The sequence below is a fragment of the Caulobacter sp. AVps18 genome (genome assembly GCF_058681425.1).
On sequence record NZ_CM178737.1, the window covers coordinates 2,762,449 to 2,788,422 of the forward strand.

Annotated in this window: 24 protein-coding genes; 10 read left to right on the forward strand and 14 right to left on the reverse strand. The window is 66.0% G+C overall.

The features are described from left to right. The first annotated feature begins 7 nt into the window (after window positions 1–7). Together ACW179_RS12555 and ACW179_RS12560 are read left to right on the forward strand one after the other, a co-directional pair. On the forward strand, window positions 8–640 hold the full coding sequence (locus ACW179_RS12555; RefSeq protein WP_492059844.1) for a 3'-5' exonuclease: 633 nt from the start codon (window positions 8–10) through the stop codon (window positions 638–640). Between the two features lie 110 nt (window positions 641–750). Next, window positions 751–1,170: a DUF2147 domain-containing protein gene (locus ACW179_RS12560; RefSeq protein WP_492059845.1), complete on the forward strand. Its 420-nt coding sequence runs from the start codon at window positions 751–753 to the stop codon at window positions 1,168–1,170. 6 nt (window positions 1,171–1,176) lie between these two features. Here ACW179_RS12560 and ACW179_RS12565 read toward each other — a convergent pair whose 3' ends face one another. The 7 genes from ACW179_RS12565 to ACW179_RS12595 all read right to left on the reverse strand — a co-directional run bounded on the left by ACW179_RS12565 (window position 1,177) and on the right by ACW179_RS12595 (window position 10,256). Then, window positions 1,177–2,592 (reverse strand): serine hydrolase domain-containing protein, encoded by a 1,416-nt coding sequence (locus ACW179_RS12565; protein ID WP_492059846.1) that lies wholly within the window; start codon window positions 2,590–2,592, stop codon window positions 1,177–1,179. A 62-nt stretch (window positions 2,593–2,654) separates the two neighbouring features. Continuing rightward, the gene (locus tag ACW179_RS12570; protein ID WP_492059847.1) at window positions 2,655–4,466 is read right to left on the reverse strand and encodes an aminopeptidase P family protein; all 1,812 of its coding nucleotides are present in this window, start codon (window positions 4,464–4,466) and stop codon (window positions 2,655–2,657) included. A gap of 51 nt (window positions 4,467–4,517) precedes the next feature. Next, window positions 4,518–5,384, reverse strand: a complete 867-nt coding sequence (locus tag ACW179_RS12575) for a 50S ribosomal protein L11 methyltransferase (protein ID WP_492059848.1) — start codon at window positions 5,382–5,384, stop codon at window positions 4,518–4,520. Next, a complete protein-coding gene (locus ACW179_RS12580) occupies window positions 5,381–6,805 on the reverse strand; it encodes an O-antigen ligase family protein (RefSeq protein WP_492059849.1) in 1,425 nt (474 codons plus the stop codon). The genes ACW179_RS12575 and ACW179_RS12580 overlap by 4 nt, the downstream gene beginning before the upstream one ends. An 85-nt stretch (window positions 6,806–6,890) precedes the next feature. Then, window positions 6,891–7,352 carry a hypothetical protein gene (locus ACW179_RS12585; protein WP_492059850.1) on the reverse strand — a complete coding sequence of 154 codons (462 nt, stop codon included), beginning with the start codon at window positions 7,350–7,352 and terminating at the stop codon, window positions 6,891–6,893. 129 nt (window positions 7,353–7,481) lie between these two features. Continuing rightward, window positions 7,482–9,869, reverse strand: coding sequence for an ATP-dependent helicase (locus tag ACW179_RS12590; RefSeq protein ID WP_492059851.1), 2,388 nt, complete (start codon window positions 9,867–9,869; stop codon window positions 7,482–7,484). Between the two features lie 168 nt (window positions 9,870–10,037). Beyond that, entirely contained in the window at window positions 10,038–10,256 is a 219-nt protein-coding gene (locus ACW179_RS12595; RefSeq protein ID WP_492059852.1) for a ribbon-helix-helix domain-containing protein, read from the reverse strand. 263 nt (window positions 10,257–10,519) lie between these two features. Between ACW179_RS12595 and ACW179_RS12600 the strand changes: the two genes are divergently transcribed. Further along, window positions 10,520–12,034 (forward strand): tryptophan halogenase family protein, encoded by a 1,515-nt coding sequence (locus ACW179_RS12600; protein ID WP_492059853.1) that lies wholly within the window; start codon window positions 10,520–10,522, stop codon window positions 12,032–12,034. A 114-nt stretch (window positions 12,035–12,148) separates the two neighbouring features. On the opposite strand, the gene ACW179_RS12605 is transcribed toward ACW179_RS12600, so the two are convergent. The 3 genes from ACW179_RS12605 to ACW179_RS12615 are packed head-to-tail and all read right to left on the reverse strand — an operon-like array spanning window position 12,149 to window position 13,868. Beyond that, entirely contained in the window at window positions 12,149–12,325 is a 177-nt protein-coding gene (locus ACW179_RS12605; protein WP_492059854.1) for a DUF4169 family protein, read from the reverse strand. A gap of 2 nt (window positions 12,326–12,327) precedes the next feature. Further along, entirely contained in the window at window positions 12,328–13,287 is a 960-nt protein-coding gene (locus ACW179_RS12610) for a DUF6807 family protein (protein ID WP_492059855.1), read from the reverse strand. Beyond that, window positions 13,284–13,868 (reverse strand): glutathione S-transferase family protein, encoded by a 585-nt coding sequence (locus ACW179_RS12615; protein ID WP_492059856.1) that lies wholly within the window; start codon window positions 13,866–13,868, stop codon window positions 13,284–13,286. The genes ACW179_RS12610 and ACW179_RS12615 overlap by 4 nt, the downstream gene beginning before the upstream one ends. Before the next feature lie 161 nt (window positions 13,869–14,029). On the opposite strand from ACW179_RS12615, the gene ACW179_RS12620 reads away from it, so the two are divergent. Then, the gene (locus tag ACW179_RS12620; RefSeq protein WP_492059857.1) at window positions 14,030–14,665 is read left to right on the forward strand and encodes a glutathione S-transferase family protein; all 636 of its coding nucleotides are present in this window, start codon (window positions 14,030–14,032) and stop codon (window positions 14,663–14,665) included. 66 nt (window positions 14,666–14,731) lie between these two features. On the opposite strand, the gene ACW179_RS12625 is transcribed toward ACW179_RS12620, so the two are convergent. Then, window positions 14,732–15,796, reverse strand: a complete 1,065-nt coding sequence (locus tag ACW179_RS12625) for a sensor histidine kinase (protein WP_492059858.1) — start codon at window positions 15,794–15,796, stop codon at window positions 14,732–14,734. Between the two features lie 322 nt (window positions 15,797–16,118). Next, a complete protein-coding gene (locus tag ACW179_RS12630; RefSeq protein ID WP_492059859.1) occupies window positions 16,119–17,321 on the reverse strand; it encodes a pyridoxal phosphate-dependent aminotransferase in 1,203 nt (400 codons plus the stop codon). A gap of 287 nt (window positions 17,322–17,608) precedes the next feature. Here ACW179_RS12630 and ACW179_RS12635 point away from each other — a divergent pair, with 287 nt between their 5' ends. Next, the gene (locus ACW179_RS12635) at window positions 17,609–18,193 is read left to right on the forward strand and encodes a carbohydrate binding domain-containing protein (RefSeq protein WP_492059860.1); all 585 of its coding nucleotides are present in this window, start codon (window positions 17,609–17,611) and stop codon (window positions 18,191–18,193) included. 98 nt (window positions 18,194–18,291) lie between these two features. Here ACW179_RS12635 and ACW179_RS12640 read toward each other — a convergent pair whose 3' ends face one another. Next, window positions 18,292–18,828 carry an NADPH-dependent FMN reductase gene (locus tag ACW179_RS12640; RefSeq protein WP_492059861.1) on the reverse strand — a complete coding sequence of 179 codons (537 nt, stop codon included), beginning with the start codon at window positions 18,826–18,828 and terminating at the stop codon, window positions 18,292–18,294. A gap of 119 nt (window positions 18,829–18,947) precedes the next feature. Here ACW179_RS12640 and ACW179_RS12645 point away from each other — a divergent pair, with 119 nt between their 5' ends. After that, window positions 18,948–19,655 carry a TVP38/TMEM64 family protein gene (locus ACW179_RS12645; RefSeq protein ID WP_492059862.1) on the forward strand — a complete coding sequence of 236 codons (708 nt, stop codon included), beginning with the start codon at window positions 18,948–18,950 and terminating at the stop codon, window positions 19,653–19,655. Here ACW179_RS12645 and ACW179_RS12650 read toward each other — a convergent pair. Next, complete coding sequence (locus tag ACW179_RS12650) at window positions 19,630–20,319, reverse strand: TetR/AcrR family transcriptional regulator (protein WP_492059863.1); 690 nt, start codon at window positions 20,317–20,319, stop codon at window positions 19,630–19,632. The genes ACW179_RS12645 and ACW179_RS12650 overlap by 26 nt on opposite strands. Window positions 20,320–20,418: 99 nt before the next feature. On the opposite strand from ACW179_RS12650, the gene ACW179_RS12655 reads away from it, so the two are divergent. From ACW179_RS12655 to ACW179_RS12670, 4 genes are all read left to right on the forward strand, one after another. After that, window positions 20,419–22,353, forward strand: coding sequence for an alkyl/aryl-sulfatase (locus tag ACW179_RS12655; RefSeq protein WP_492059864.1), 1,935 nt, complete (start codon window positions 20,419–20,421; stop codon window positions 22,351–22,353). A 237-nt stretch (window positions 22,354–22,590) separates the two neighbouring features. Then, window positions 22,591–24,180: a 2-isopropylmalate synthase gene (locus tag ACW179_RS12660; protein WP_492059865.1), complete on the forward strand. Its 1,590-nt coding sequence runs from the start codon at window positions 22,591–22,593 to the stop codon at window positions 24,178–24,180. Window positions 24,181–24,290: 110 nt separating this feature from the next. Further along, entirely contained in the window at window positions 24,291–24,902 is a 612-nt protein-coding gene (locus tag ACW179_RS12665) for an O-methyltransferase (RefSeq protein WP_492059866.1), read from the forward strand. Beyond that, window positions 24,899–25,777: a DMT family transporter gene (locus ACW179_RS12670; protein ID WP_492059867.1), complete on the forward strand. Its 879-nt coding sequence runs from the start codon at window positions 24,899–24,901 to the stop codon at window positions 25,775–25,777. Before ACW179_RS12665 ends, ACW179_RS12670 begins: the two co-directional genes overlap by 4 nt. The last annotated feature ends 197 nt before the right edge of the window (window positions 25,778–25,974 follow it).

Here is a 25,974-nt window from a genome sequence, read left to right on the forward strand (position 1 = left end):
CGACGGGATGACGGTCATCGCCCTGGACTTCGAGACCGCCAACGCGGCGCGGTCCAGCCCGTGCTCCATCGGCCTGGCCTGGATCGTGGACGGCGAGGTGACGCGGATCGAGCACCACTATATCCGGCCGCCGGGCAACCGCTTCGCGTCGTTCAACATGGCGTTCCATGGCATCCGGCCTGAACACGTCGCCGATTCTGATGAGTGGCCAGCCGTTCTGGAGCGGTTACGTCCCGAGCTCGAGGGCGCGCTGGTCCTGGCCCACAATGCCTCTTTCGATGTCAGCGTGATCCGTCGCACTTGCGAGCACTACGACGTGCCAGCGCCGGGCTTTGATTATCTGTGTACGGTGCAGGTGGCGCGCAACGTCTGGCCGGACCTGCCGTCGCACAAACTCAACGTGGTTTCCGGGCACCTGGGCGTCGACTTCAAGCACCACGACGCGGCCGGCGACGCCTATGCCTGCGGGAAGGTGGCGCTGGCGGCCATGGACCTGAACGGCGTGAGCCACGCGCGCGACTTGCCAGAGCGCTTGGGCATGACATTGGGCCGGCTGGACCACGACGGCTACACGCCCTCGCGCGGAGCCATCAAGACCAAACCGCGCGCCTCAATCAGAAGCGCATGGTCGAATTCTTGAATCCCGCCCTGATTTCGCCTTCGGCCTTGTCCTGACTTGCCGGATCAAGCAACGAGGACAAAAGCGCGCAGACCTGATGGATCGGGCGCGCGACCTCTGGGAGTAGACGCATGTTCCGCACCACCCTGATCGCCGCCCTGGCCCTTGGCACCCTGGCCAGCCCAGCCTTCGCCGCCGACGCCATCGGTCTGTGGGCCACGCCCGCTAATGGCGGTCAGGTCGAGATCTCCCGGTGCGGCAACAGCCTGTGCGGCAAGCTGGTCACTTCGACCCAGATCAAGGCTGACCCGGCGCTGAAGGACCTCATGAACAAGGACACCGCCCAGCGCGGCCGCTCCCTCAAGGGCCTGCAGTTGCTGTACGATTTCACCGGCGGCCCCAGCAAATGGACCGGCGGCAAGGTCTATAATCCCGACGACGGCGGCACCTATTCGGGGACCATCGAGATGGTGTCCGACAAACAGCTGAAGCTGAAAGGCTGTATCGTCGCGCCGATGTGCAAGACGCAGGTCTGGAACCGGGTGAAGTAGGGCGTGTCAGGCGGCGCTGAGCCGTGCCGCCGCTTGCGCCTGGTTGACTGCTGATTGCGCCTCGGGCGTGGCCGCGTTCAGGCCCGCGCAGAAGATCAGCCCCGTCCTTGGCGCAATCAGGACCTGATGCCACCACTGACCGTTCGAGCCTGTGTGCCCAAGTTCGCCGTCCGGTCCCACGCCCCAACCCAGCGCCATGTAGCGGGCCTCGAACGGCGGCGTCTGCAGAGTCCGCCATGTCTCTTCACGCAGGAAGTCGGCGCGTCGATCTCGGTGCGCAGCCAGATAGGTCAGGGTGTCGGCGAGGCTGGAGTGGACCAGGCCTGCCGGGCCATAGACAAACGGAAGGTCGCTTTTTCCCGGGTCAGCCACCGAGTGCAGTTGGCCGTCCGCGCGGCGAAGGTGGCCAAAGGGCTGGTTTAGCCGGCGCGGATCGCCCGGGGAGCCGAATCCGGCGCTGCTCAGCTTTAGGGGCGTGAAGACGTGCCTTCGCATCAGCGCTTCCCAGGACGCGCCCTCCCGCGCTTCCAGCATTGCGCCAACTGTTATGTAGCCGAGGTTGCTGTAGGCTGCAGTGTGGCCCTTGGGGCCGATAGGCGGCCGCTGCAGGCCCAGGGCGACAAAGGCGGCGCGGGCTTTTCTGGCGTCGTCTGGTGGTGTCACCGCGAAGCCGGCCATGTCCCTTTGCTCGATCTCGCGCGGCAGGCCGCCGGTGTGCGACAAGAGGTGCAGCAGGGTTACGCCGCGATAGTCAGGATGCATGTCCGGTATGGCTTGGCCCAGCACCTCGTCGATTGTTGTCGTCCATTGCAGGCGACCAGCTTCGACCAGGCGCGCGACGAGGGTGGCGGTCATGGACTTGGTGTCCGAGCCGATGTGCCAGGCGTCGCCTGGCGCCACCGCGACCCTGGCGTCGACCGAGCGCAGACCGTCGACCCATATCGTCGGCTTCTGGCCCCGATAGGCGAAAGCTGCACCCATGGCAGGCGCGCCGGATAGCCGCCGCAGTCGCTTCAGGCGCTGGAGGTCCAGCGGGCCGGGCGGCAGGACAGTGTCATCAATCCTGTACTTTGCGCCACGCGTCAGAATGAACGGCTGGCGCGCTCCGTCCTGCTCGAAGATCCCTTCGATTTGGTCAGGACCTGACAGCCGACCTTCCATCGTGATCCCTTCGGACCAGGTCAGCTTCAGAGTGGGCGTTGTCAGGGTGACTGAGGCGCTCGGTACCCGCAGACCTCCAGTATCGATCACAACCAAGGTGGCGGTGCTTGGAGTCAGCTCCAGCAAGAAGCGGGTCATGACGTCGTTGGTCACGACCGCCGTTGACCAGACTCCCGTGAATGGATCCTCAGCGGCGCGCCCGGGACCAGCCAGGCCCAGAGCGCCGGCACCGATCAGCCAAGCGCGACGCGACGTCTGCATATGAACCCCGAAAGTCTCAGGGGTATTGTTCGCAACTTGAGGTTAAGCGTCAAGGCGTCGGCTCACAGCGGCGCGCAGGCCTCTTGCATCCACGCCCGAACATCCGCCTCGACCCGAGGCCCGATCTCGCGCAGGACCCGCGCATGATAGGCGTCGAACTGGGCGACCTCTTCGGCGCTCAGCAGGGCCTTGTCGATCAGGCGACGGTCGATGGGGGCCAGGGTCAGGGCCTCGAAGCGGTGCATGGGGCGCTCGCCGCCGGCGATGTCCTCGGCCGGCATGACCACTTCCAGGTTCTCGATGCGGATGCCGTATTCGCCGTCCTTGTAGAAGCCCGGCTCGTTGGAGACGATCATGCCGGGCTGCAACGCGATGGTGTTGGGGGCCTTGCTGATCCGCTGCGGACCTTCGTGGACGCCCAGATAGACGCCGACGCCGTGGCCGGTGCCGTGGTCATAATCCAGGCCATGGGCCCACAGGGCGGCGCGGGCGAAGGCGTCGATGGCTGAACCGGTGGTGCCGGCCGGGAACCGCAGACGGGCGATGGCCAGGTGGCCTTTCAGCACCAGGGTATTGCGCTGGATCATCTCGGCGCTGGGCTCGCCGATGGCCACCGTGCGGGTCACATCGGTGGTGCCGTCCAGATACTGGCCGCCGCTGTCGACCAGCAGCAGCGAACCCATGGCGGCGCGCTGATTGCTGCGCTCGGTCGGGCGATAGTGGGGCAGGGCCCCGTGACCGTTGGCGGCTCCGATGGTGTCGAAGGACAGGTCCTTCAGCACGCCGGTGGCCTCGCGGAAGCCCTCCAGCTTGGCGACGGCTTCCTTCTCGTCGGGCGGGTTGATCTGGCCGTCAGTGGCCAGCCAGTGCAGGAAGCGGGTCAGGGCGGCGCCGTCGCGGCGGTGGGCTTCACGCGTGCCGTCGAGCTCGACGCCGTTCTTGCAGGCGCGGGGCAGGGTGCAAGGGTCCATGCCGCGCAGGACCTTGGCGCCGGCAGCCGTCAGAGTGTCGAAATACCAGGCCGAGGACTGGCCGGGATCGACCAGCACGCTCTTGCCGGACAACTCGGCAAGGGCACCATCGAGGGCGTCAGGCGTCTCAAGCGAAACCTGATTGCCCAGCCAGGCCGGCAGGTCCTCAGTGACCTTGGCCGGATCCAGGAACAGGCGGGCCGTGCCGTCGGCATTGATGATGGCCTGTGACAGGGGCAGCGGTGTGCGGATCACGTCGCCGCCACGCACATTGAACAGCCAGGCGATGGAGGCGGGAGCGGTAATGACGGCTGCATCGGCCCCCATTGCCGAAAGACCTGTCCCGATGCGGCCACGCTTCGAGGCCGAGTCCTCGCCAGTGTGTTCGAGGGCTTGAGGAACCACCGGTGCCGTGGGCTGGGCCGGGCGCTCGTCGCCCCAGGCCTGGTCCAGCGGGTTGGCGGCGACGGCTTTCAGTTCCGCACCGGCCTTCTTGGCGGCAGCTTTCAAGGCCTCCAGCGCCTGGGGGCTGTGCAGGCGGGCGTCATAGCCGATCACGGCGCCGGGCCTGGCGGTCTCCAGATAGGCCGGCACGCCGCCCTCGACGAGGTCGCGGATCTCGAAGATGTCCTGGTCGACCTGCTCGCGCACCTGCAAGGTATAGCGGCCGTCGACGAAGACGGCGGCGCGGTCGATCATGATTACACCGGCTCCGGCCGAGCCGGTAAAGCCGCTGGCCCAGGCCAGGCGGTCATTGGCGGCGGGCAGATATTCGTTCTGGTGCTCGTCCTCGTGCGGCACGAGGAAGCCGTCCAGACCCTGCGCCGCCATGGCGGCGCGGATCAGCGGAACGTGCTTTGAACCAAAGGTCGGGTCGGTGGATTCGTCGAAGGTCTGGCGCATGGCGACCGATTTAGGCCCCCATGCGCGCCTTTGGAAGGCTGTTTGGGTCGATCAGGGCCGCTGAAGCACCAACGTCGCCCAGGCGTCGCGGTGGATGCGGGTCTTTACGCGGAAGCCGCGCGACAGATAGGCGGCTTTCACCATGCGCTCCTGGGTGCGCAGCAGGCCTGACAGGATCACGGTGCCACCCGGCACCAGGGCGCGCTTGATGTCCTGGGCCAGGCTGATCAGGGGGCGGGCCAGGATGTTGGCGAACACCAGGTCATAGGGCGCATTGTCGGCGACCAGACGATCCCCCAGGCCCGAGGCGTGGACGAACTTGGCATTGGCCTGATTGACCTTGGCGTTCTCACGGGCGATCCGCACGCTGGGCCGGTCAATATCGGTGCCGACCGCCAGCTTGCTGCCGGTGCGGGCAGCGGCGATGGCCAGCAGCCCCGTGCCGGCGCCGACATCAAGGACCTTCTTGAAGCTGCGGGCCTTGATCAGGCGGTCATAGGCCTGCAGGCAGCCAACCGTCGTGCCGTGGTGACCGGTGCCGAAGGCTGCGCCGGCTTCGATGCGCAGATTGACCGTGCTGGCTGGCAGGCGGCCGCGATCGTGCATGCCATAGACGAAGAAGCGGCCGGCCCGAACGGGCGGCAGGCCCGACAGCGCCATGGCCAGCCAGTCCGCGTCGGCCAGGACTTCCGTGGTCACCTTGACGTCGTACTCGGCCAGCACCGCGCGCAGGCCGTCGGACTCGTCCTGGGTGGTGGGGAAGGCGTCGATCCGCCAGATTCCCTTGTCCTCGTCCTCTTCCAGGATCGAGTAGGTCGCGCCTTCGAGGCCGGGGTGGTTGTCGATGGCGTCGGCGGCGGCTTCGGCGTCGGCGCGGGCGCCGCGGGCGACGATCTGTTGGGGCGTGTAGTCGGTCATGCCGCTCCAGTAGCCATCCCTGAGCCGAAAGGCGAGCCTTGCCGAAGCCCAAACACTGGGGCGGGCGACCAAATGGGCGTGATCGGGGCGGGCGTCAGGTCGATCTCGACGCTTTGCGGGACCCAGGGCGTCATCGCCGGAGCGGGGTCGGCGACGATGGTTTCTGCCTCAAGCGGCGGAGCCTTGCTCAGAGCAGGCCCCAGCAGCCGCGCGATCGCAGCGCAGGCCATCGCCCAGGCCAGGCCGTTGCGCTCCAGGATGAAACTCTCGGAGAAGGTCACCAGCAGGAAGATGGCCAGGTACAGCGTGGCCCAATAGCCGTCGGCCACGCGGCGAAAGCGGAACAGGGCCGCGATAACGGCCAGGCCCAGGGTGGCGGCGATCAGGCTCACCCCGATCCAGCCCAGTTGCACCAGCATGTCCAGCCAGCCGTTGTGGGCCGTGGGCACATTCCAGCCGGTGTCGCTGCGCACCCAGTTGGCGGGCACCGAATCGTCGCGCCAGAACACGGCATAGCCATAGCCGGTCAGCGGTGCCTTGGCCGACTGGCGCAGCAGCGAGTCCCAGATCTCGGTGCGTCCGGTCAGGGAAGGGTCCTTGCCCAGGGCCGCATAGACCGCCTCGGGTGCCAGCCACATGACCATGGCCGCCAGGCCGCCGACCGTGACGCCCAGCCACAGCAGGACGATGGCCGTGGCGGGCCCGCGTCGCATCAGGGTCAGCATCGCTGCGCCCGCGACCACGATCAGCAGGCAGACCAGTGAGGTCTTGGATTTGCTCATCAGCACCATGATTGCGCACAGCACGAGGGTGGCGATCATGGTCTTGCGGCGACGCGATCCCGCAGCCAGGGCCGCCACGGCGGCCAAAGCGCCTTGAACCATCATGGCACCCATCTGGTTCTTCTCGAACCACAGGCCGCGCCAGTCGCCGGCGTTGATATCGTGCTGAACGCCCATCTTGGGATAGGCGATGGCGGCCAGCAGGCCGCCGGCGGCCAGGATCAGGAAGGTGGTCGCAATGATCTCGGCCATCCGCCGCCCGTCAAAGCTGGCGACGAAATAGAGCCCGAACAGGGTGGTGAAGGCCGCCGCAATGGCCCGGCGCTGCGTGGTGCCCGGATCAAACGACCACGACGCCGAGGCGAACACCCAGCCGATCAACAGGACGCAGAGGCTGACCGGCAGCCAGAACCGCGCCAGACGTGGCGCGCGCCAGATCGCCAGGCCCAGGATCAGGCCATAGATCGGCAGCCACATCAGCCGCAGCACCGGCATGTCTTCGCCGCCCGCCTGGGTGGGGTCGAGCAGCGGGCCGATCAGGGCGTTGGACAGCATGAAGACGATGAAACCGCAGGCGAGCGCCTCGAAGGCGCGGGCCGGGCCGCGTTCGGTCTCGGGTTCGGCGCGGTCCTGGCTCATCGAAGCTTCCCGGTGGGCTGGCGCGAAACGACACAGACGCGCTTCACTCGCCCTTGAGGTTGCAAGGGGAGGGCCGGGCTTGGTGCTAGTCCTGTTGCGGGGGCTCTGCCGGCGGCGGCACATCCTCGGGCAGTCTGACGTCGAGGATATCGCCGTGTGTCGAGGCCCACTGCGGCGCGACTGCGGGCGTATGGGCCGCCACCTCAACCGGTTCGGGTTCCGGCTGGGGCGTGCTATAGGCCGGGATCTCCAGCAGCGGGAATTCCTCGGCGTCGGATCGGTATGCGGCGCTCTGCGGCGGGGCACCCGCCAGGAAGTCGGTTCCAATCACGTAGTCAGGCACGCGGCCGGGCGGCCAGGCGACCGGGTTTGCGGTGCTTTCGGCAGACGGGGGCGCTGCGGCCATGGGCGGCGGGGCCTCGTTGATCTGGCCACCGACGCGGAACACCAGTCCGCAGATCACGCCCAGAGCCGTCGCTGCCGGGACGCCGTAAAGCACCGGCCGGGTAAGCGCGAAGCGCTTCAGGGGCGAGAGCGACAGGTCCATGAACCTGATAGCGCGCGGGCCATTGCTTTGTTCGATCCAGCGGCGAGACTGTCGGGAGGCCCGCCCGGCTTGTTGATCTGGCCCGACCAGACGGCGCCTGTTGGCCTTGACCGCCGTTTACGAAAGTTCTCAGCCCTTCTCGACGAAGCTGTCGATCACCTTCTTGTCGCCGGCCTTGTCGAAGGCGACGGAAAGCTTGTTGCCCTCGACAGCAGTCACCTTGCCGTAGCCGAACTTGACGTGGAACACCCGGTCGCCGCGCTGATAGGCGCTGGCCTTCGAAGGCGCTGACACCGCCACCAGTCGGCCCTCGCCCTCGATCGGGGCCGAGCGTGCGCCCGAGCCGCCGGTGCGGGGCTGGCTCCACGAGCCGGCGGCAACGCGATCCTGGGCGCGCTTCCAGCCGGGGCTGTCATAGCCGGAGCCGCCGAAGGAACTCTTGCCCGTATCATCCCAGCGCGAGGCCGCCGTCTGCTGCATGCCCGGGCCGCCGCCATAATAGCCGGTCTCCGAAGCGGCCTCGACATGGGCCAGGGGCAGCTCGTCGACAAAGCGGCTGGGCAGCTGGCTGGTCCAGCGGCCATAGACCTGCCGGTTGGCCACGAAGCTGATCCGCGCCTCTTCGCGGGCCCGGGTGATACCCACATAGGCCAGGCGGCGCTCTTCCTCGAGGCCCTTGGTGCCCTTGTCGTCCATGCTGCGCTGGCTGGGGAAGACGCCTTCCTCCCAGCCGGGCAGGAAGACCAGCGGGAATTCCAGGCCCTTGGCCCCGTGCAGGGTCATGATCCAGACCGAGTCGTCGCTGGAGCCCTTGTCGAGGTCCATGACCAGCGACACGTGCTCCAGATAGCTTTCCAGGGTGTCGAAGGCGCTCATCGACTGGACGAGCTCCTTGAGGTTTTCCAGGCGCGTCTGGCTGGTCGGTCCCTTGTCCAGGCGCAGGGTGTCTGTATAGCCGCTCTCTTCCAGCACGGCTTCCAGCACCCGCTGGTGCGGGGTGGTGGCGGCCAGGGCGCGCCAGCGGTCGAGATCGCGCAGGAAGTTGCTCAGCGCCGTACGGGTGCGGGCCGGCAGCTCGTCGCTGCTGACCAGGACACGGGCCGACTCCACCGCCGACAGGTTTTCCGCGCGAGCGATGTGCAGCAGCTTCTGCACCGAGGTGTCGCCGATGCCGCGCTTGGGTGTGTTGACGATCCGCTCGAAGGCCAGGTCGTCATCGGGCGACTGGATCAGGCGCAGATAGGCATGGGCGTCGCGGATCTCGGCCCGCTCGAAGAAGCGCGGTCCGCCGACCACCTTGTAAGGGATCTGCAGCATCACGAAGCGCTCTTCGAAGGCGCGCATCTGGAAGCTGGCCCGCACCAGAATGGCCATCTGCGTGTATTTGCGGCCGGCGCGTTTGGCCTTTTCGATTTCGTCGGCGATCATCCGGCTCTCGGCCTCGCCGTCCCAGACGCCGCTGACCTTGACCTTTTCGCCGCCCATGGCCTCGGTCCACAGGGTCTTGCCCAGCCGGTCCTTGTTGGCCGTGATCAGGCCGGAAGCCGCAGCCAGGATGTGCTCGGTCGAGCGATAGTTGCGCTCCAGCCGCACCACCTTGGCACCCGGAAAGTCGCGCTCGAACCGCAGGATGTTGTCGACCTCGGCCCCGCGCCAGCCATAGATCGACTGGTCGTCATCGCCCACGCAGCAGACGTTCTGGCGACCCTGGGCCAACAGACGCAGCCACAGATACTGGGCGATGTTGGTGTCCTGATACTCGTCGACCATCACGTATTTGAAGCGGGTCTGGAAGTCGGTCAGGACGTCGGGGTGGCTGGTGAAGATGGTGATGTTGTGCAGCAGCAGGTCGCCGAAGTCGCAGGCATTGAGGATCCGCAGGCGGTCCTGATACTGGCGATACAGGGTCACGCCCTTGCCGGCCGCGAACTCGGCCCCGTCAGCCGCCGGAACCCGGTCCGGCGTCCAGCCCTTGTTTTTCCAGTGGTCGATCATCCCGGCCAGGATCTTGGGGGTCCAGCGCTTGGCGTCGATATTGGCCGCCTCGATCAGTTGCTTGAGCAGCCGCTCCTGATCGTCGGTGTCGATGATGGTGAAGCTGGACTTCAGGCCGACCAGTTCGGAATGGCGACGCAGGATCTGGGCGGCGACCGAGTGGAAGGTGCCCAACCAGCGCAGGCCCTCGGCTTCGGCCCCAATGATGTGGGTGATCCGCTCGCGCATTTCGCGGGCGGCCTTGTTGGTGAAGGTGACGGCCAGCAGTTCCCAGGGCCGCGCCCGCCCGGTGGCCAGGATGTGAGCCAGGCGGGTGGTCAGAACCCGGGTCTTGCCGGTGCCGGCACCGGCCAGGACCAGCACAGGGCCTTCAGTAGTTTCGACAGCCGAGCGCTGCTCGGGGTTCAGCCCGTCCAGATAATCGGGCGCAGCCGTCGCCGGTGCGCGCGGGCGGGCCAGGTCGGAGATGCGGGGCGAGGGGAGATCACCATCAAAGGGCGGCGAGTCGAAGACTGAAGACATGGAACATATGTAGCACAGACATCCGCCGGCTTAAGCCCCCGCCGTCGATTGCCGAGCCTGGGGGGTGACGGCCGGGTGTTCGGGCCCGACATTATAAGCGGTTCACAGGGCCGAAGTGCCAATAGCCTCGGAGCCGAGGGCGAGGGCTGGGAAAGCGGCCAAGCTCGACTAGGTTAGGGCTTTTGAGGCTTGCCGGAGCGCGAAAACCCGGCAGGCTGAGGCCAGGGGCCGCTCGCCGCGCTCGGTGTCTATCTTCTGGATCAAGGCCGCCAGGCTGAGCGCGTCGCGGGTCGCGGCCATCTCCAGAACGCTCCAGAATTCGGGTTCAAGCGCCAGCGAGGTCGCGTGGCCAGCCAGGTTCACCGAGCGCTTTTTCAGACTTCCCACGGGTGATGACGGCCTTTGATCGTGCTGACAGGACGCCATGGGCTGGCGGGTTGGGCTGGAAGATGCCTGATGGGCACGGCCATGCAAGGCCCGCTTCGGTCTGGCGGTGACCAAGAGCTGCATGCACAGGCATTTGCGGCGTCAATGGGCCGTGAGCGGCAGTCCCTTCGGCGCTGGCAGTCAAGTCGCCTCCATATCATGATCAGCCCGACTCGACCGGCCGTCGCTCAACTGCGGCAGGGGAGCCTGGGAGTGGCGCGGCTGTGAACGACAAGGCGATCAGGTCGATCCTCATCCTGGGCGGCGGCACGGCGGGCTGGATGGCCGCCGCAGCCCTGCGCACCGCGTTGGGACGGACGTGCGACATCCAGCTCGTCGAGTCCGCCGAGATCGGCATCGTCGGGGTGGGCGAGGCGACGATCCCGGCCATTCGCCAGTTCAACGCGATGATCGGCCTGAAGGAAGCGGCCTTCATGCGCAACACCAAGGCCAGCCTGAAACTGGGTATCGAGTTCGTCGATTGGGGCGACAAGGGGCGGCGCTACATGCACCCCTTCGGCGTATATGGCCTCGATGCCGAGTTGGGCGATTTTCACCAGCTGTACCTGAAGCTTCGCAAGCAGGGCCTCACCGACGATCTGGAGGCCTATTCCCTGTGCGCCCAGGCCGCCCGACGCGGGCGCGTCGGAACCGCGGTGGTCGATCCGGCATCGCCCTTGTCACGCCTGTTTTCGGCCTATCATTTCGACGCCGTGCTTTACGGTCGCCACCTGCGGCGGTTTTGCGAGCAGATGGGCGTTCGCCGGATTGAGGGGCAGGTGGTGGACGTGGTCCGCGCGCCCGCCGGCGGTCTGGTTGAAAGCCTGACCCTCAAGGACGGGCGTTCGCTGGCGGCCGATCTCTTTATCGATTGCTCTGGTTTTCGCGGCCTGTTGATCGAAGAGACGATGCAGGCCGGATACGAGACCTGGGATCATTGGTTGCCGGTTGATCGGGCCGTGGCGGTTCCGTGCGAGAAGGTCGGGCCAATGACGCCCTACACCACCTCCACAGCGCGTGAGGCGGGGTGGCAATGGCGCATCCCGCTGCAGCACCGCACCGGCAACGGCTACGTCTTTTCCAGCCGCTTCACCGACGAAGACGCTGCCACCGCAACCCTGATGGCCAATCTGGACGGCAAGGCCCTGGCCGAGCCCCGGCTGCTGCGTTTCGTCACTGGCCGTCGGCGGGCGGCCTGGAAGGGCAATGTCGTGGCGCTGGGCCTGGCCAGCGGCTTCATCGAGCCCCTGGAATCGACCAGCATCCACATGGTCCATTCGGGGTTGGTGAAGCTGTTGCAGCATTTCCCCGACCGCGACTTCAGTCCGGTCAATATCGCGACCTATAACAGCCGGGTGCGTGAGGAAGCCGAACGGATCCGCGACTTCATCATCCTGCACTATCACCTGACCCAGAGGCGCGACACGCCGTTCTGGGACTATGTGGCGACCATGCCGATCCCGGACAGCCTGGCCGAGCGGGTCGAGATTTTCCGGGATCGCGGGATACTTCTGACCAGGCCAGATGAGCTGTTTTCACCCTCGTCCTGGCTGGCGGTGATGATGGGGCAGGGCGTCGAGCCCCGCCACTACAACCCCCTGGTGGACCGTCAGGCGTCGGCTCAGATCGAGGCGGGCTTCAAGGCGATTCAGGCCAGGATTTCCAGCCTGGTCGATCCATTGCCCGAGCACGAGGCGTTCCTGGCGGACAACAGAATGCTTGACCTGGAAGAGGCCTGACCTGCCGCCATAAGCGTGATGGCGTTTGTCGGAACCCTTCCTATGGCCGCTCTTCCTCGCTTTCGCGGGGAAGAGCGGGGTGGAATGTGAGATTCCGTCAAATGATGGCGCGCCCTACTCTTCGCGCTTGGCGCCGTCCAGGTCGCGCCTGAGCTTGTCGGCGCGAAGCTGGTCGAGGGTCTTCTCGATCTTGCTGCGACCGTGCTTGGCGCGGTTTTCGGCGGCCCTTTCCTTTTCGGCCGCCTTGGCCTTGGCCTTGCGGGCGCGGTTCAGATTGAGGATTTCGGCCATGGTCAGGGCTTCTTGGGGGAAGGCTTGGGGCCGACAGGCTTGGGCACCGAAGGCTTGGCCGGCGTCGCAGGACTGATGATGAGGGTTTCCTGCAGGCGCAGGGTCTCGTCCTTCTTTAGCACGAACGGCGCACGGCCGGGAAAGACGCAGTTCTGCATCGACAGGGACTTGCGCAGGATCCAGCGCTTGATGGGCTGTCCGTTGGCCCGGCAGCTGAGGCCCACTGTCCAGGCCGGGGCACCGGGCGTGGCAGACCAGGCAAAGCCCATGGCATTGCCGGCTTCCAGGGCTGTATCGGTGGCCACCACCGCCTTGCCGCCCGAGGCGAAGGACAGCCTGTCAGGCTGAACGAGACGGATGGAAAAGCCGCCATAGCCCTTGGCGTCGTCGCTGCCGCCCAGGGCCAGGGTGTCGGCTCGGGCCGTGATCAGGGTGTCGAAGGTGATGCGGCGCACCCCGTCTTTCAGCGGGTAGACCCGCACCCGCGTCGTCTCGCGGGCCACATAGTCGACCTCGGGTCCGGAGTTGACGATCCAGTCGGCATTGACGGTCAGGGTCCCGCCGCCCTGGGCGTCGCCCTTGAAGCGCTTTTCGCGGACATGGAAGGTCAAGCCCTTCATGAACCAGCCGTCGGCGACGCTCTTGCCGTTCACCAGCACCTGATGCCAGCTCCAGAACGCGCCGCGCTGGTGCAGGTGGTCGGCGGGGCGATCCTCGGTCAAAACCGTGCCATCCGGCGCATGGAGCGGATGGACATAGTTCAGCCGGCCCGGTTCGTTGGCGGGATCCAGCGGCTTGGTGCGATAGACCAGAACGGTCTTGCCGCCCTCGGTGAGGGTCACGGCGTCGTCGGTCAGCACCGCATCGACCCGGGCACCGATGGCGGGATCGGCGTGTGCAACCAGCGGCGGGGTCAGCGACAGGACCGCGAAAAGCGCAAGGGAGAGGCGGCGCAGCATCATCCGGCGTCCTTTTCCATAGCGCGCGCCAGGGCCGGGCGGGCCATAGCGCGGGCCAGCCAGTCATCATAGACCGCGTGCGGCGGCAGCATCTGACGGGCGAACTGCAGCAGGCTTATGAACAGGATATCGGCGGCCGAGAACTGCTCGCCCAGCAGCCAGGGCGAGGCCTCGAGCGTGGTCTTCAGGCGGTGGTCCAGCGCCTGGTAGATCGCCTTGTCCTCGTCGTCCTGGCGCTGCTTCCACAGATTGGTCACGGCCGGTTCCAGCACTCCGGCATAGTAGGCCAGCCAGGTCAGGTAGGGGCCGCGCAGGGGATCGCCGACGGTCGGGCCGAGCCCCGCCTCGGGGAACCTGTCAGTGAGATAGAGGGCGATGGCCGAGGATTCGGTGATCAGCACGCCGTCGTCCAGAAGGGCGGGAACCTGGCCGTGCGGGTGCGGATTGGCCGGATCGCGTGCGCCTGTTCCCGAGGCGCTGCGATAGATGTCGACGACCTTTACCTCGTAGGTCGCGCCGAGCTCCTCCAGCAGCCAGAGGAACCGCGTCGAGCGGGAGCGGGGCGCATGGAGCAGGGTGAGCATCGTCGTCTCCTCAATCTGGCCGCGAACGTAACCGGAACAAATCGGCTTCGCAAGCGCCTCCGCCCTGTCGCAGGCGCTGGTACTTTTGTTGCCTCTGGCGACTTGACCTGACTCGCCGAGCGGCGGTCTATCGCCGCCATCCAGAACGCCGGAGGCCCCGCATGTACACGCTCTATGGTTCGCCCAGCACCGCAGGCACTGCGATCCACTGGCTGTTGCTGGAACTGGGCGTTCCTTTCGAACTGAAGATGCTGGACTTCGAAACCGGCGAGCAGAAGTCGGACGCCTATCTGGCGATCAATCCTGATGGCGTCGTGCCCACCCTGATCGTCGATGGCATCCCGGTCACCGAGATGGCAGCGATCGCCACGCTGTTGGCCGAACGGCATCCGCAGGCGGGTTTCGCGCCGCCTGTCGGCTCGCCGGATCGCGCCGCCTACTTCAGCTGGAGCTTCTGGCTGGCCAACGGGATGCAACCGGCCTTCCGGGCCTGGTTCTATCCGCAGGAACCGGCCGGCGGGGCGGGAGTTGACGATGCACAGGCCTTGGCGCGGGCCAGTATCGAGGCCGGACTGGCGCGCCTTGACGCCCATCTGGCTGACCGCAACGTCATTGTCGGCGACAGCTTCACGACCGTGGATCTGCTGGCGACGATCCTGTGCCGCTGGACGCGCAACATGCCCCGCCCGGCGACTGACTGGCCTCACCTGAAACTCTATCTGGATCGCATGCGCCAGCGTCCGGCCCTGCGTGAGGTTCACGCCCGTGAGGGCCTGACGGACTGGATTGATGGCTAGGTTGCAGGGCCGCCGCTCAGGCCGGCTTGCGCAGGTCGGGGTCCAACGCTTGTTTGAGGTTCGCAGTCAGTGGGGTGGGGTAGCGGCGTGCCTGATCGTGATGCTCATTCCATTGGCGTCGCGGACGGTCATGGCGCCGTTCAGTTGCTTGACCAGGGCTTCGACGATCACCGTGCCTAGCCCGCCGTGCCTGGAGGGGTCTGGCGTCGGCGCCTTTGCGATGCCCATGCCGTTGTCGACGACGGCCAGCGTCCAGGCCTCACCATCGCTGTCATAGGTGACGGAGATGCGAGCGTCGGCCTTGCGCGCGGGGAAGGCATATTTGATCGCGTTGATCACCAGCTCCGTGACGATCAGGCCGATGCTGACAGCCTTGTCCGATCCGATCAGCCCGTGGTCTGCCCTAACCGCCAGATCGATAGGCTGGTCCTCGGCGATCATCGAGGCGGCCAGACTGGCACACAGCTTGGTCAGATAGGGGCCGACCTCGATCTGGTCGACGCCGCCGGATGCATGCAGGTGTGACTGGACTTCGGCCACCGAAATCACCCGCTGATGGGCGTCGCGCAGATGGAGCCGGGTTTCCTCGGATGTCACGGCGCGAGCCTTGAGCAGCAGGATGCTGGCGATGATCTGCAGGCTGTTGGCGACCCGGTGTTGCATCTCCTGCAAGAGAACCTGCTTCTGGCGCAGCAGCTCCTGGGTGCGTTCGAGCAGGTCTTCCTGGGCGCGTTCGATGGCCCGGCGGGCGGTGATGTCGGTGAAGGCCAGCAGGATCGTGGCGTTGGCGCTGGTTGCGTAGATCACCTTGCGAGCGTTCAGCAGCATGGTCCGCTGGCCGACGCCGGGAAAGTCGTGATCAACCTCGAACCCGTCCATGGCGGTCCGCTCGGGGATGATGGTCTCCAGCAGAACGCGCAGGGCCGGTATGTCCCACTGGCCATCGCCCAGAGCGTAGAGCAGGCAACCCATGGTATGTTCCGGGTCGACCTTGAACGTCTCATAGAAGGAGCGGCTGGCGGCCAGTACGCTGAAGCTGGCGTCGAGCACCAGCAGCGGCTCGTGGATTGTATCCACGATGGCCTGAGCGAGGGTCTGGGCGTCTTCAATCCCGGGGATCGAACGCGGCATGGCAGGACGGTGGTCCAATCCTGGGCGCAGGGACGTTCGCGGACGGCAGCGGATGGATACCGATGGGTTAGTCCTATGCCTAATCGGCACAAGAGTCGTGAAAGGCTTTCGGATCGCTCGATATTAGTGGGTCTCGACTGATCGGGGACGGCGTTCTGCCCCAGAACGCGCAAAGCAAAGCAGCAGCACAGCAATGCTTCGCACGACGCTCATATCGCTTTGGCCGGGTTTGGCGTATCCGGCCAAGCCCTGACGCAAGGGGCGGTTGCAGCCTTGACGCGAACTGGCCCGGAGACGCTGGGTGCGCTCCGGGCCTCGCCGTTTATTTCACGGCGCCGCAGAAGCGCTGGATGCGCGAGCAGGCGTCTTCGAGCACGTCATTGCTGGTGGCGTAGCTGATGCGGAAGAACGGCGAGAGGCCAAACGCCGCGCCATGGACCACGGCGACGCCTTCGGTTTCCAGCAGTTCGACGGCGAAATCTTCGTCGCTTTCAATGACCTTGCCGCTGGGCGCAGTCTTGCCGATCAGGCCGGCGCAGGACGGATAGACATAGAATGCGCCTTCCGGGGTCGGGCAGTGAATGCCGGTCGCCTGGTTCAGCATCGACACCACGAGGTCGCGGCGCTCCTGGAAGAGCTTGGCGTTGGGCTTGATGAAGTCCTGCGTGCCGTTCAGCGCCTCCACCGCCGCCCATTGCGAGATGGACGAGGGGTTCGAGGTGGTCTGGCTGATCATCTTGGCCATGGCCTTGATCAGCGGCTCGGGGCCTGCGGCATAGCCGATGCGCCAGCCGGTCATGGCATAGGCCTTGGACACGCCGTTCATCGTCAGGGTGCGGTCATAGAGCCTGGGCTCGACCTGGGCGATGGTGGTGAACTCGAAGTCGTCGAACACCAGGTGCTCGTACATGTCGTCGGTCAGCACCCAGACTTGCGGATGCTTCAGAAGCACGTCTGCGATGGCCTGTAGCTCGGCGCGGGTATAGGCGCCGCCCGAGGGGTTGGAGGGGCTGTTGATGATCAGCCACTTGGTCTGGGGCGTGATGACCTTTTCCAGGGCCGCAGGTGTCAGCTTGAAGCCGCTTTCGGCGGTGGTCTCGACCGGCACCGGCGTTCCACCGGCCAGCAGCACCATGTCGGGATAGGACACCCAGTAGGGTGCCGGGATGATGACTTCGTCGCCCGGGTTCAGCGTGGCGACCAGGGCATTGTAGATCACCGGCTTGCCGCCCGGGGCGACGTGAACCTGGCTGGGCTTGTAGTCGAGGCCGTTCTCGCGCTTGAACTTGGCGCAGATCGCGGCCTTCAGGTCCGGCATGCCGTCCGGGTCGGTGTACTTGGTCTTTCCGGCGCGGATCGCCGCGATGCCGGCTTCCTTGATGTTATCGGGAGTGTCGAAGTCCGGCTCGCCTGCCGACAGCGCGATGATGTCACGGCCGGCGGCCTTCAGCGCGCGCGCCTTGGCGCTGATGGCGATGGTGGCCGACGGTGCGATGCGCCGCAGGGCGGCGGACTCGAGCGACATGTCTTTGGACTCCCCTGGGAAACCGATTTTCAGGATTGCGGGGGTCTTTACGCCTCCGAATGCCGCGGTGCAACGCGCCGCGACAGGGATGTTCGCAGGCTCATGGCGGCCAGGACGCTGTGGATTGGTCTGACCTCTTGCATGACGGCCATTCTGGCGGTAGCGCTACCATCAAGAAGATCAATCAAGGGGCGACGCTGTGGTCGACCGCCTTGAGGGAGAGAAACGCCAGAGCCGTCCGACGCGACGATTCTGTTCACGTGTTGGAGCATGGGGGAGGAAAAATCATGAAAGCCATCATCGTTGCCGCTTCGCTGGTTGCACTGGCCATTGGAGCCGGGACGTCAGTCTCGGCGCGTCAGGATTCTGACGGCGATATCCTGAAGAAGGCCATCAACAAGCCGTCGGCCAACTGGCAGATCTATGGTGCTGGCCAGACCAGCAAGCCGATCAAGGACAAGACCGTCGCGGGCGGCGGCGGAATGCGTGTCGAGATCGCAGCGGCTGGCGCGCAGCCATGGTCGGTGGGAGCGCAACAGCCCATCACCGGCAAGATCACGAAGGGCGACACCCTCCTGATCGCGTTTTGGGCCAAGGCCGAAAGCGTCGACGGCGGTCCTGCGGCGGCGACGATTTCGTCGGTGCGCGTCCAGCAGGCCAGCGCGCCTTATGATGCGGCGATGCAGGGCTCGGTCAAGGTGGGCGGCGAGTGGGCCATGCACACCGTGCCGGGCAAGGCGACGATCGACATCCCCGCCGGCGGTGGCAACGTGGCCCTGCATCTGGCTGCGGCCAGGCAGGCTGTGATTCTGGGCCCGGTGTTCGTGCTGGACTTCGGTCCTGACTACGACATCTCCAAGTTGGCCAACTAGGGCATCGTGCGGAAAAGCGGATGCCGGCTTTCTGCAAAAACGATGCGAAAACAAAAGGCTAGAGCGAGGTATGCGCTTCCTGTAGCGCGCGTTTCGCTCTAGCCGGCCTTCAGCCGATCGACAAAGGCGGCCAGATGGCGGGCGAGATAGGTCCTGGTGGTTTCGTCCGCCAGGACCCCGTCAATGATCTTGGCATGGGCCTGGCCGACCAGGACCTCGCCCAGGGGTACGGCGTCTGCTCCGGCGCGGCGCAGGCAAAGCCGCAAGGCGTCCTGCGCACGCACGGTCCCGGTCATGCCGGGGCTGGCGCCGATCACGCAGCAGGTCTTGCCGGCCAGCGGCGCAGGCTTGCCGCGCGAAGCCCAGTCTATGGCGTTTTTCAGCACGCCGGTGATCCCGCCATTGTATTCCGGGCAGGCCAGCAGCAGGGCGTCTGCGCCGCGCACGGCGTCCTTCCAGGCCGAGACAGCAGCGGGATCGCCCGTCGCCTCGACGTCTTCGTTGAACAGCGGCAGGTCGTGCAGGCCGAAGATTTCGATCTCGACGCCTTCGGGGGCCAGCGCCTGGGCGGAGCGCAGCAGGGCGGTGTTGAACGAGGCGGCCCTCAGGCTGCCGGATACGCCAAGAATCTTCATCAGGGCCTCCTGTTTGCGACCTCAAGTTTAGGGCGGTTCGCGCAGCGAAACCACACGGATCCTTCCTTTGCGGTACTCGCGACGCTTGACCCGTCGCCGCCGGTGGGCGAGGCAGGGGCGTGATACGCCGCCTGATCGACTTCGTGACCAATATGGACGCCCGCGCCTGGCGCACGGTGGCGGTTTCGTTCGTGCTGTTTGGTGGCGTAGGGATCGTCTTCCTGTTCGGTGCGCAGTTCCTCGGGTTCAATGGCGAGGCGACTGTCGAACACTGGCTGGGCGCGGCCAGTGGGCCCTGGGCCCTGCCAGTGGCCGTCGGCGCCTTCGCGCTCATGGCCTTTCTGGGCGTGCCGCAATTTGTGCTGATCGCCGCTGCGGTGGTCGCATTCGGCCCCTGGACCGGCTTTGCCTATAGCTGGATCGGCACACTGGTGTCGTCGTTGGTCGGCTTCTGGCTGGGGCGATCCTTTGGCGCCAAGGTGCTGAGGGATTTCGCGGGCGATGGCGTGGCCAAGTTCATGCGATTGATCGGCAAGAATGGCTTCCTGGCCAGCCTGATCGTTCGTCTCGTGCCCTCCGCGCCGTTCATCGTGGTCAACATGGCCGCCGGTGTCACGCCGATGCGGCTACGCGACTTTGCGGCGGGCACAGCCATCGGGATCATTCCCAAGATCGCCCTGACCGCCTTCGCCGGAAACTCCATCGTTCAGGCGATGCGTGGCGGCGGCAAGCAGCACATCATTCTGCTGGTGATCGCGGTCGCCATCTGGATCGTTGCAGGCCTCGTCGCCCGCACCTGGCTCAAAAAGCGTGAGGCGGCTGACTAGCCAGGGTCGTGGGTTCGGGGGCGTCGGGCAGGCCCAGAGCCTCGCGCGTGGCGGTTCGCCAGGCTCTGACCATGTCGCCGAACCATTTGATGCGGGCGGTGTCCGCCATGCCGTCGTTGCGCTCGATGCCCGCGATCCAGGTCTGGATCACGAAGGGCAGGAAGGTTCGCGCCGCATGAGCGCAGGCGGCCTTCAGGTCGTCCGAGGCTCCGGATGGCGGGGCCACGAAGGGTTGGGTCAGGCCCGAAAGCAGGGTGTCGCAGGCGGTCGCCCACGGCGTGGTCTCCGGCCCGCCGCGCGCCTCGCGCAGGAGCAGCAGGAAGAGCGCGGGGCGGGCGCGCCCCATTTCGATCAGGGCTGCCATACCTGATCCGTAGCCGCCCCAGGGCTGGGCCGCGATGGCTTCGATCTCGACCAGGATATCGCTGAACAGGGCGTCGATCAGGGCCTGGCGGGACGGATAGAGGCGGTAGATCAGGATCTTCGCCATGCAGACGCGGTCGGCGATGTCCTGCATCGTTGCGGCGTGCAGGCCCTTTTCAGCAAAGACCAACACGGCGGCGTCGAGCACGGCCTGAGCGCGCGCATCGCGATCAACCCGGGGCTTGGGCTGACCGGGGCGGCCGCGGGGCGTGAGTTTGCGAGCTTGGTTTGCTGCGGTCATCTTCGGTGATATGTAGAATGAAACTATAAAGTTTCAAACAATGAAGCGGGGGAGGAATCGGTGTCAGGATTCAAGCTTAACCAGCAAGCGGCGCTGGTCGTGTCAGCTTTTGCCATCCTTGGCGCGCCCCTGTTGGCGCATGCCGGCGAGCCCGCGTCGGCCAGCACCGTCGAGCGCCAGAAGGCCACGGCCCAGTCGCTGCCGTTCTCCGACCGACAGGACTTCGAATTCGCTGACCGGGGCTTTCTGGGCACGCGCACGGATCCGCTGATCAAGCGCGCCGACGGCGCTGTGGCCTGGAACCTCGCGGCCTATGACTTCCTGAAGGGCGAGCCGCCGGCCACCGTGAACCCCAGCCTCTGGCGTCAGGCGCAACTGCTGGCGCGTCACGGTCTTTTCCAGGTTTCCGATCGCGTCTGGCAGGTGAGGGGCTTTGACGTCTCCAACATCACCTTCATCAAGGGCGACACGGGCTGGGTTGTTGTCGATCCGCTGACTACGGCCGAAACCGCCCGGGCGGCCTATGATCTTGTCAGCGAGAAGCTGGGCGTTCTGCCCATCAAGGCGGTTATTTACACTCACAGCCACAGCGACCACTTCGGCGGCGTGCGCGGCATTGTCGAGCAGAAGGACGTCGAGGCCGGCAAGGTGGCGATCATTGCGCCAGAGGGCTTCATGAAGGAGGTGGTCAGCGAGAACGTGCTGGCCGGCAACGCCATGAGCCGCAGGGCCCAGTACCAGTTTGGACTGATGCTGCCGCCGGGGGTCGAGGGACAGATCAGTTCGGGCATTGGTCAGGGCATCGCCAAGGGGACGATCACCCTGATCCCGCCCACCCAGATCATCGATCACACCGGCCAGGAACTGGTTCTGGATGGCGTGAAGGTCAGGTTCCAGTACACGCCGAACACCGAAGCTCCGGCCGAGATGAACTTCTATCTGCCTGACCTGCGCATTCTCGACATGGCCGAGAACGTCAATCCGTCGATGCACAATGTGCTGACCCCGCGCGGGGCGCTGGTGCGCGACAGCAAGGCCTGGGCCGACTATCTGACCGAGTCGATCCGGCTGTTCGCCGACGGCTCTGACGTGATGATCACCAGCCATGGTTGGCCGCGCTTTGGCCAAGAGACGGTCAAGACCGTGCTGGCCGGCCACCGGGATACCTACAAATACCTGCACGACCAGTCGGTCCGCCGGCTCAACCACGGCCTGACCGGCGACGAGATCGCTGCGCAGATCCAGCTGCCGCCGAGCCTGGCCAAGGACTGGTACAATCGTGGCTACTACGGGAGCATGAGCTTCAACAGCCGGGCGGTCTATCAGCGCTATATGGGCTGGTATGACGCCAATCCGGCCCATCTGGCCCCGGCGCCGCCGGCGGAAACCGGCAAGCGCTATGTCGCGGCGATGGGCGGCGCTGACCGGGTCAGGACGATGGCCGCCGAGGCCGCCAGGACCGGCGACTATGCCTGGGCCGCCAGCCTGCTCAATCACGTCGTCATGGCCGACGACGGCGACAAGGCCGCCAAGGCGCAACTGGCGAGCGTCTACGAGCAACTGGGCTACCAGACCGAAAACGCCATCTGGCGAAACATGTATCTGACGGCGACCGATGAACTGCGCGGAGGGGTACGCAAGGTCCCGGCGTCGATGGCACCACTGGATATGCTGCAAGGCTTGCCCAGCCAGATGATCTTCGATGTGCTGGCCATCCGCCTGGACGCCGAGAAGGTCGGTGATGCGCGTCTCAAGCTGGCCTTCGTCTTCCCGGAACGCAAAGAGCGGTTCCTGGTCGAGGTCCGAAATCGCGTGCTCGTGGCCCAGCCGCTGGTCGATGGCGAAACGGTCGACGCCACCCTGACCGTAGCCCGGCCGGTGTTCCTGGACTCGCTGTTCCGGGGAACACCGCTGCTGCCCAAGATCCTGTCCGGCGAGGTCAAGCTTGAGGGCGATCGGACCGCCATGGGGCGACTGTCAGGGTGGTTTGACACCTTCCCGACCGACTTTCCAATCGTGACGCGGCCCAACTAGCTTGATGTAGGGGCAGAAGTTGCGTCACGTGCGGCCAATTGCACGCCTTGAGCAAAAAGCTTGCTGGGATTGGGGCGCGTGTGTAGAAAGTACGCATGAACGTCGCGTGCACTCTGCTTCTGCTTCGGCTTACCAGCCCCTGGGCGCTCTAGGGTCACGCTTTGCCGTGGCCGGGCGCGCAGGGGATGATTTACCCAAAGCCGCCCCGACCGCAGACACCTTCCGACGAGTATTCAAATGAACTCCGTATCGCCTGCAGCCTCATCTTCTGGGGCTTTTGAGAAGCGCGACAACGTCGTGATCTTCGACACCACCATGCGTGACGGCGAGCAGTCGCCCGGCGCCTCGATGTCGCACGACGAGAAGCTGGAACTGGCCAAGATCCTCGAGGAGATGGGGGTCGATGTCATCGAGGCCGGCTTCCCGATCGCCTCAAACGGCGATTTCGAGGCGGTCCGCGAGATCTCCAAGATCGTCAAGAACAGCACCATCGCCGGCCTGTGCCGTGCGCACCAGGTGGATATTGATCGCTGCGCCGAAGCGCTGAAGCCCGCCGCCCGTGGCCGGATCCACGTGGTCATCGCCACCAGCGACCTGCACATGAAGCACAAGCTGCAGATGGAACCGGACGCCGTCATCGACGTGATCGCCCGCTCGGTGACCCACGCCCGCAACCTGCGTGACGACGTCGAGTGGTCGGCCGAGGACGCGACCCGCAGCGACCGTCAGTTCCTGCGCCGCGCCATCGAGACCGCCATCAAGGCCGGCGCTACGACGATCAACCTGCCCGACACCGTCGGCTACACCTATCCGTCGGAATATGCCGACCTGTTCAGCTGGATGACGCAGAACGTCGAGGGCGCCGACAAGGTGATCTTCTCGACCCACTGCCACAACGACCTGGGCCTGGCCGTGGCCAACAGCCTGGCCGGCGTGCAGGGCGGGGCGCGCCAGATCGAGTGCGCGATCAACGGCCTGGGCGAGCGGGCCGGCAATGCGGCGCTGGAAGAGGTCGTCATGGCTCTGAAGGTGCGCGGCGACAAGCTGCCCTACGAGACCAGGATCGACACCACCCATATCACCCGCGCCAGCCGTTACGTCTCGGCCATCACCGGTTTCCCGGTGCAGTACAACAAGGCCATCGTCGGCAAGAACGCCTTCGCGCATGAAAGCGGCATCCACCAGGACGGGATGCTGAAGAACCGCGAGACCTACGAGATCATGACCCCGGAATCGGTCGGCCAGGCGCCGTCCAGCCTGGTCATGGGCAAGCACTCGGGCAGCCACGCCTTCCGCGCCAAGCTGAAGGACCTGGGCTACGAGCTGGGCCAGAACGCCCTGAAGGAGGCCTTCGGCCGCTTCAAGGACCTGGCCGACCGCAAGAAGCACGTTTACGACGACGACATCATTGCCCTGGTCGACGACGCCCTGGCGCGTGGGTCGGAGAAGATCCGCGTCTCGCACCTGCGTGTGGTGGCGGGCACCGATGGCCAGTCGGCTGAGCTGACGCTGGATGTCGACGGCCAGTCGCGCACCGCCGAGGCCACGGGCGATGGTCCCGTCGACGCGGTGTTCAACGCGATCCACAAGATCGTGCCGCACAGCGCCGCCCTGCGCCTGTTCCAGGTTCATGCCGTCACCGAAGGTACGGACGCCCAGGCCCAGGTCTCGGTGCGCCTCGAAGAGGACGGCCGTATCGCCACCGGCCAGGCTGCCGACACCGACACCCTGACCGCTTCGGCCAAGGCCTATGTGAACGCGCTGAACAACCTCTTCGCCCGCAAGGAAAAGAGCCGTCCCGAGGCGGCGATCGCCAGCGGCTTCTAGGATCCTAGGCGCTCGCGCGCCTCGACTCCTTTCCCACATCACACGGGTGATCCCGTTGCGGTTGCGCGACGGGCCGCGTTTGCCTGCGCGATCACATGAAAGAGCGTCAGATGACCTCGACCCCTGTCTCGACGAACCCCGGGTTCGCCGACAATGCCGCCGCCTTGCCGGTGTCCTGGCAGCTAATTGGCTCCCGCACGGCCGCACTGGGCTTTGCAATGCCGTCCGAGCCAGACACCGGCGCCATGCTTAAGCTGTTGGCCGCCTCCAAGGCAGGCGGGCGGCTTCTGGAATTGGGTACTGGAACGGGGCTAGCCACAGTCTGCCTGGCGGCTGGGATGGACGCCGACACCACTCTGGTCAGCATCGACACCGACGGGCGTCTCCAAGCCGTGGCGCGCGAGGCCCTAGCCCATGATCCGCGTATTCAGTTCGTGATCGCTGACGGTCTCGAGTTCGTGCGCGATCAGCCGGTAGGAAGTTTCGACCTGATCTTCGCGGACGCCTGGCCGGGCAAGTACGACGGGCTGGACGAAACCCTGGCGCTGCTGCGGCCAGGCGGTCTCTATGTGGTCGATGACATGCTACCGCAGCCCAACTGGCCGGACAACCATCAGGACCGGGTTGACGACCTGACCGCGCGCCTGAAAAGCCATCCCGATCTGGCGACCGCGAGCCTGTCCTGGGCTTCGGGCCTGATCATTTCGGCGCGGCGGTCATGATCTGGATCCCCATTACCATCGCCGCGGCTGCCCTGCAGGTGGCCCGCAACGCCGCCCAGCGCTCGATCATGGGCGGGGCGGGGCCATGGGGTGCCACCCTGGTGCGGTTCCTGTTTGGGCTGCCGTTCGCCACGGCTTTCGCTGTGATCGCCTGGCTCGTGACGCCCGGAGCGTCAGCCCATCCCGTGCCCTGGTTCTGGCTGTGCTGCGCAGCCGGAGCCGCCGCCCAGGTCAGCGCCACGGCAGCGCAATTGGTGGCGATGCACCGCTCGACCTTCGCCCTGGGCACAGCCATGCAGCAGAGTGGCCTGCCGTTCGCGCTGGTCTGGGGCGCGCTGCTGTTTGGCGATCACATCGGCCCCATGGCCTGGGCCGGTGGCCTGGTGGCCAGCGCGGGTCTGGCGATCCTGACCTGGCCCAGGGGCGAGGTGGTCATGCGCCGCTTCGCGGTGCTGGCGGGCCTGGGCTCCGGCGCGCTGTTCGCCCTCAGCGCCAACTGTTTTCGCCAGGCCAGCCTGACCTTCGATCCGGCCCATCCTGTGGCCTCGGCCTTTGTCACGGTGATGGTGGTGCAGGTCATCCAGACCCTGGCCCTGACCAGCTTTCTGGCCCTGCGAAACCGCCCCGCGCTGGTTGCCGTGATGAAGGCCTGGCGCCAGTCGCTGGGCGCGGGATTCTGCGGCGCGGCCGCCTCGGGCCTGTGGTTCACCGCCATGACGCTCAGCCCTGTCGGGCAGGTCCGCGCGGTCGGGGTGATCGAAATGCCCATCGCCGCACTGGCCGGAAACCGCCTGTTCGCCGAGCGCCTGACCCTGCTCCAGATCGTCGCGGGACTGATCACAGCGGTCGGCGTGGTGATGGCCGCCCTGGGCTAGATTTCGCCATGATCGGGTGCTGGGCGCCCGCCGTTGCAAAAGCCTTTGGCTGCTCCGCGAATAGACCTTGAAATCAACGCTTTCGCAGGGCAAACGGGCGACGTCGACGCGCCTTGGGGCTGTCTGACGACGGCGCGGCCAAGGGGCGGCGCTCCCGTCGTGTTCCAGGGCGGGAAGACCCGGGCGAGACAGCGATT

Coding starts and splice junctions, on each gene's coding strand:
- ACW179_RS12555 (WP_492059844.1), top strand. CDS start 8: ATGACGGTCATCGCCCTGGACTTCGAGACCGCCAACGCGGCGCGGTCC.
- ACW179_RS12635 (WP_492059860.1), top strand. CDS start 17,609: ATGAAAGCCATCATCGTTGCCGCTTCGCTGGTTGCACTGGCCATTGGA.
- ACW179_RS12650 (WP_492059863.1), bottom strand. CDS start 20,319: ATGACCGCAGCAAACCAAGCTCGCAAACTCACGCCCCGCGGCCGCCCC.
- ACW179_RS12610 (WP_492059855.1), bottom strand. CDS start 13,287: ATGATGCTGCGCCGCCTCTCCCTTGCGCTTTTCGCGGTCCTGTCGCTG.
- ACW179_RS12580 (WP_492059849.1), bottom strand. CDS start 6,805: ATGAGCCAGGACCGCGCCGAACCCGAGACCGAACGCGGCCCGGCCCGC.
- ACW179_RS12565 (WP_492059846.1), bottom strand. CDS start 2,592: ATGCAGACGTCGCGTCGCGCTTGGCTGATCGGTGCCGGCGCTCTGGGC.
- ACW179_RS12630 (WP_492059859.1), bottom strand. CDS start 17,321: ATGTCGCTCGAGTCCGCCGCCCTGCGGCGCATCGCACCGTCGGCCACC.
- ACW179_RS12575 (WP_492059848.1), bottom strand. CDS start 5,384: ATGACCGACTACACGCCCCAACAGATCGTCGCCCGCGGCGCCCGCGCC.
- ACW179_RS12665 (WP_492059866.1), top strand. CDS start 24,291: ATGACCTCGACCCCTGTCTCGACGAACCCCGGGTTCGCCGACAATGCC.
- ACW179_RS12620 (WP_492059857.1), top strand. CDS start 14,030: ATGTACACGCTCTATGGTTCGCCCAGCACCGCAGGCACTGCGATCCAC.
- ACW179_RS12585 (WP_492059850.1), bottom strand. CDS start 7,352: ATGGACCTGTCGCTCTCGCCCCTGAAGCGCTTCGCGCTTACCCGGCCG.
- ACW179_RS12660 (WP_492059865.1), top strand. CDS start 22,591: ATGAACTCCGTATCGCCTGCAGCCTCATCTTCTGGGGCTTTTGAGAAG.
- ACW179_RS12560 (WP_492059845.1), top strand. CDS start 751: ATGTTCCGCACCACCCTGATCGCCGCCCTGGCCCTTGGCACCCTGGCC.
- ACW179_RS12625 (WP_492059858.1), bottom strand. CDS start 15,796: ATGCCGCGTTCGATCCCCGGGATTGAAGACGCCCAGACCCTCGCTCAG.
- ACW179_RS12590 (WP_492059851.1), bottom strand. CDS start 9,869: ATGTCTTCAGTCTTCGACTCGCCGCCCTTTGATGGTGATCTCCCCTCG.
- ACW179_RS12615 (WP_492059856.1), bottom strand. CDS start 13,868: ATGCTCACCCTGCTCCATGCGCCCCGCTCCCGCTCGACGCGGTTCCTC.
- ACW179_RS12605 (WP_492059854.1), bottom strand. CDS start 12,325: ATGGCCGAAATCCTCAATCTGAACCGCGCCCGCAAGGCCAAGGCCAAG.
- ACW179_RS12670 (WP_492059867.1), top strand. CDS start 24,899: ATGATCTGGATCCCCATTACCATCGCCGCGGCTGCCCTGCAGGTGGCC.
- ACW179_RS12570 (WP_492059847.1), bottom strand. CDS start 4,466: ATGCGCCAGACCTTCGACGAATCCACCGACCCGACCTTTGGTTCAAAG.
- ACW179_RS12640 (WP_492059861.1), bottom strand. CDS start 18,828: ATGAAGATTCTTGGCGTATCCGGCAGCCTGAGGGCCGCCTCGTTCAAC.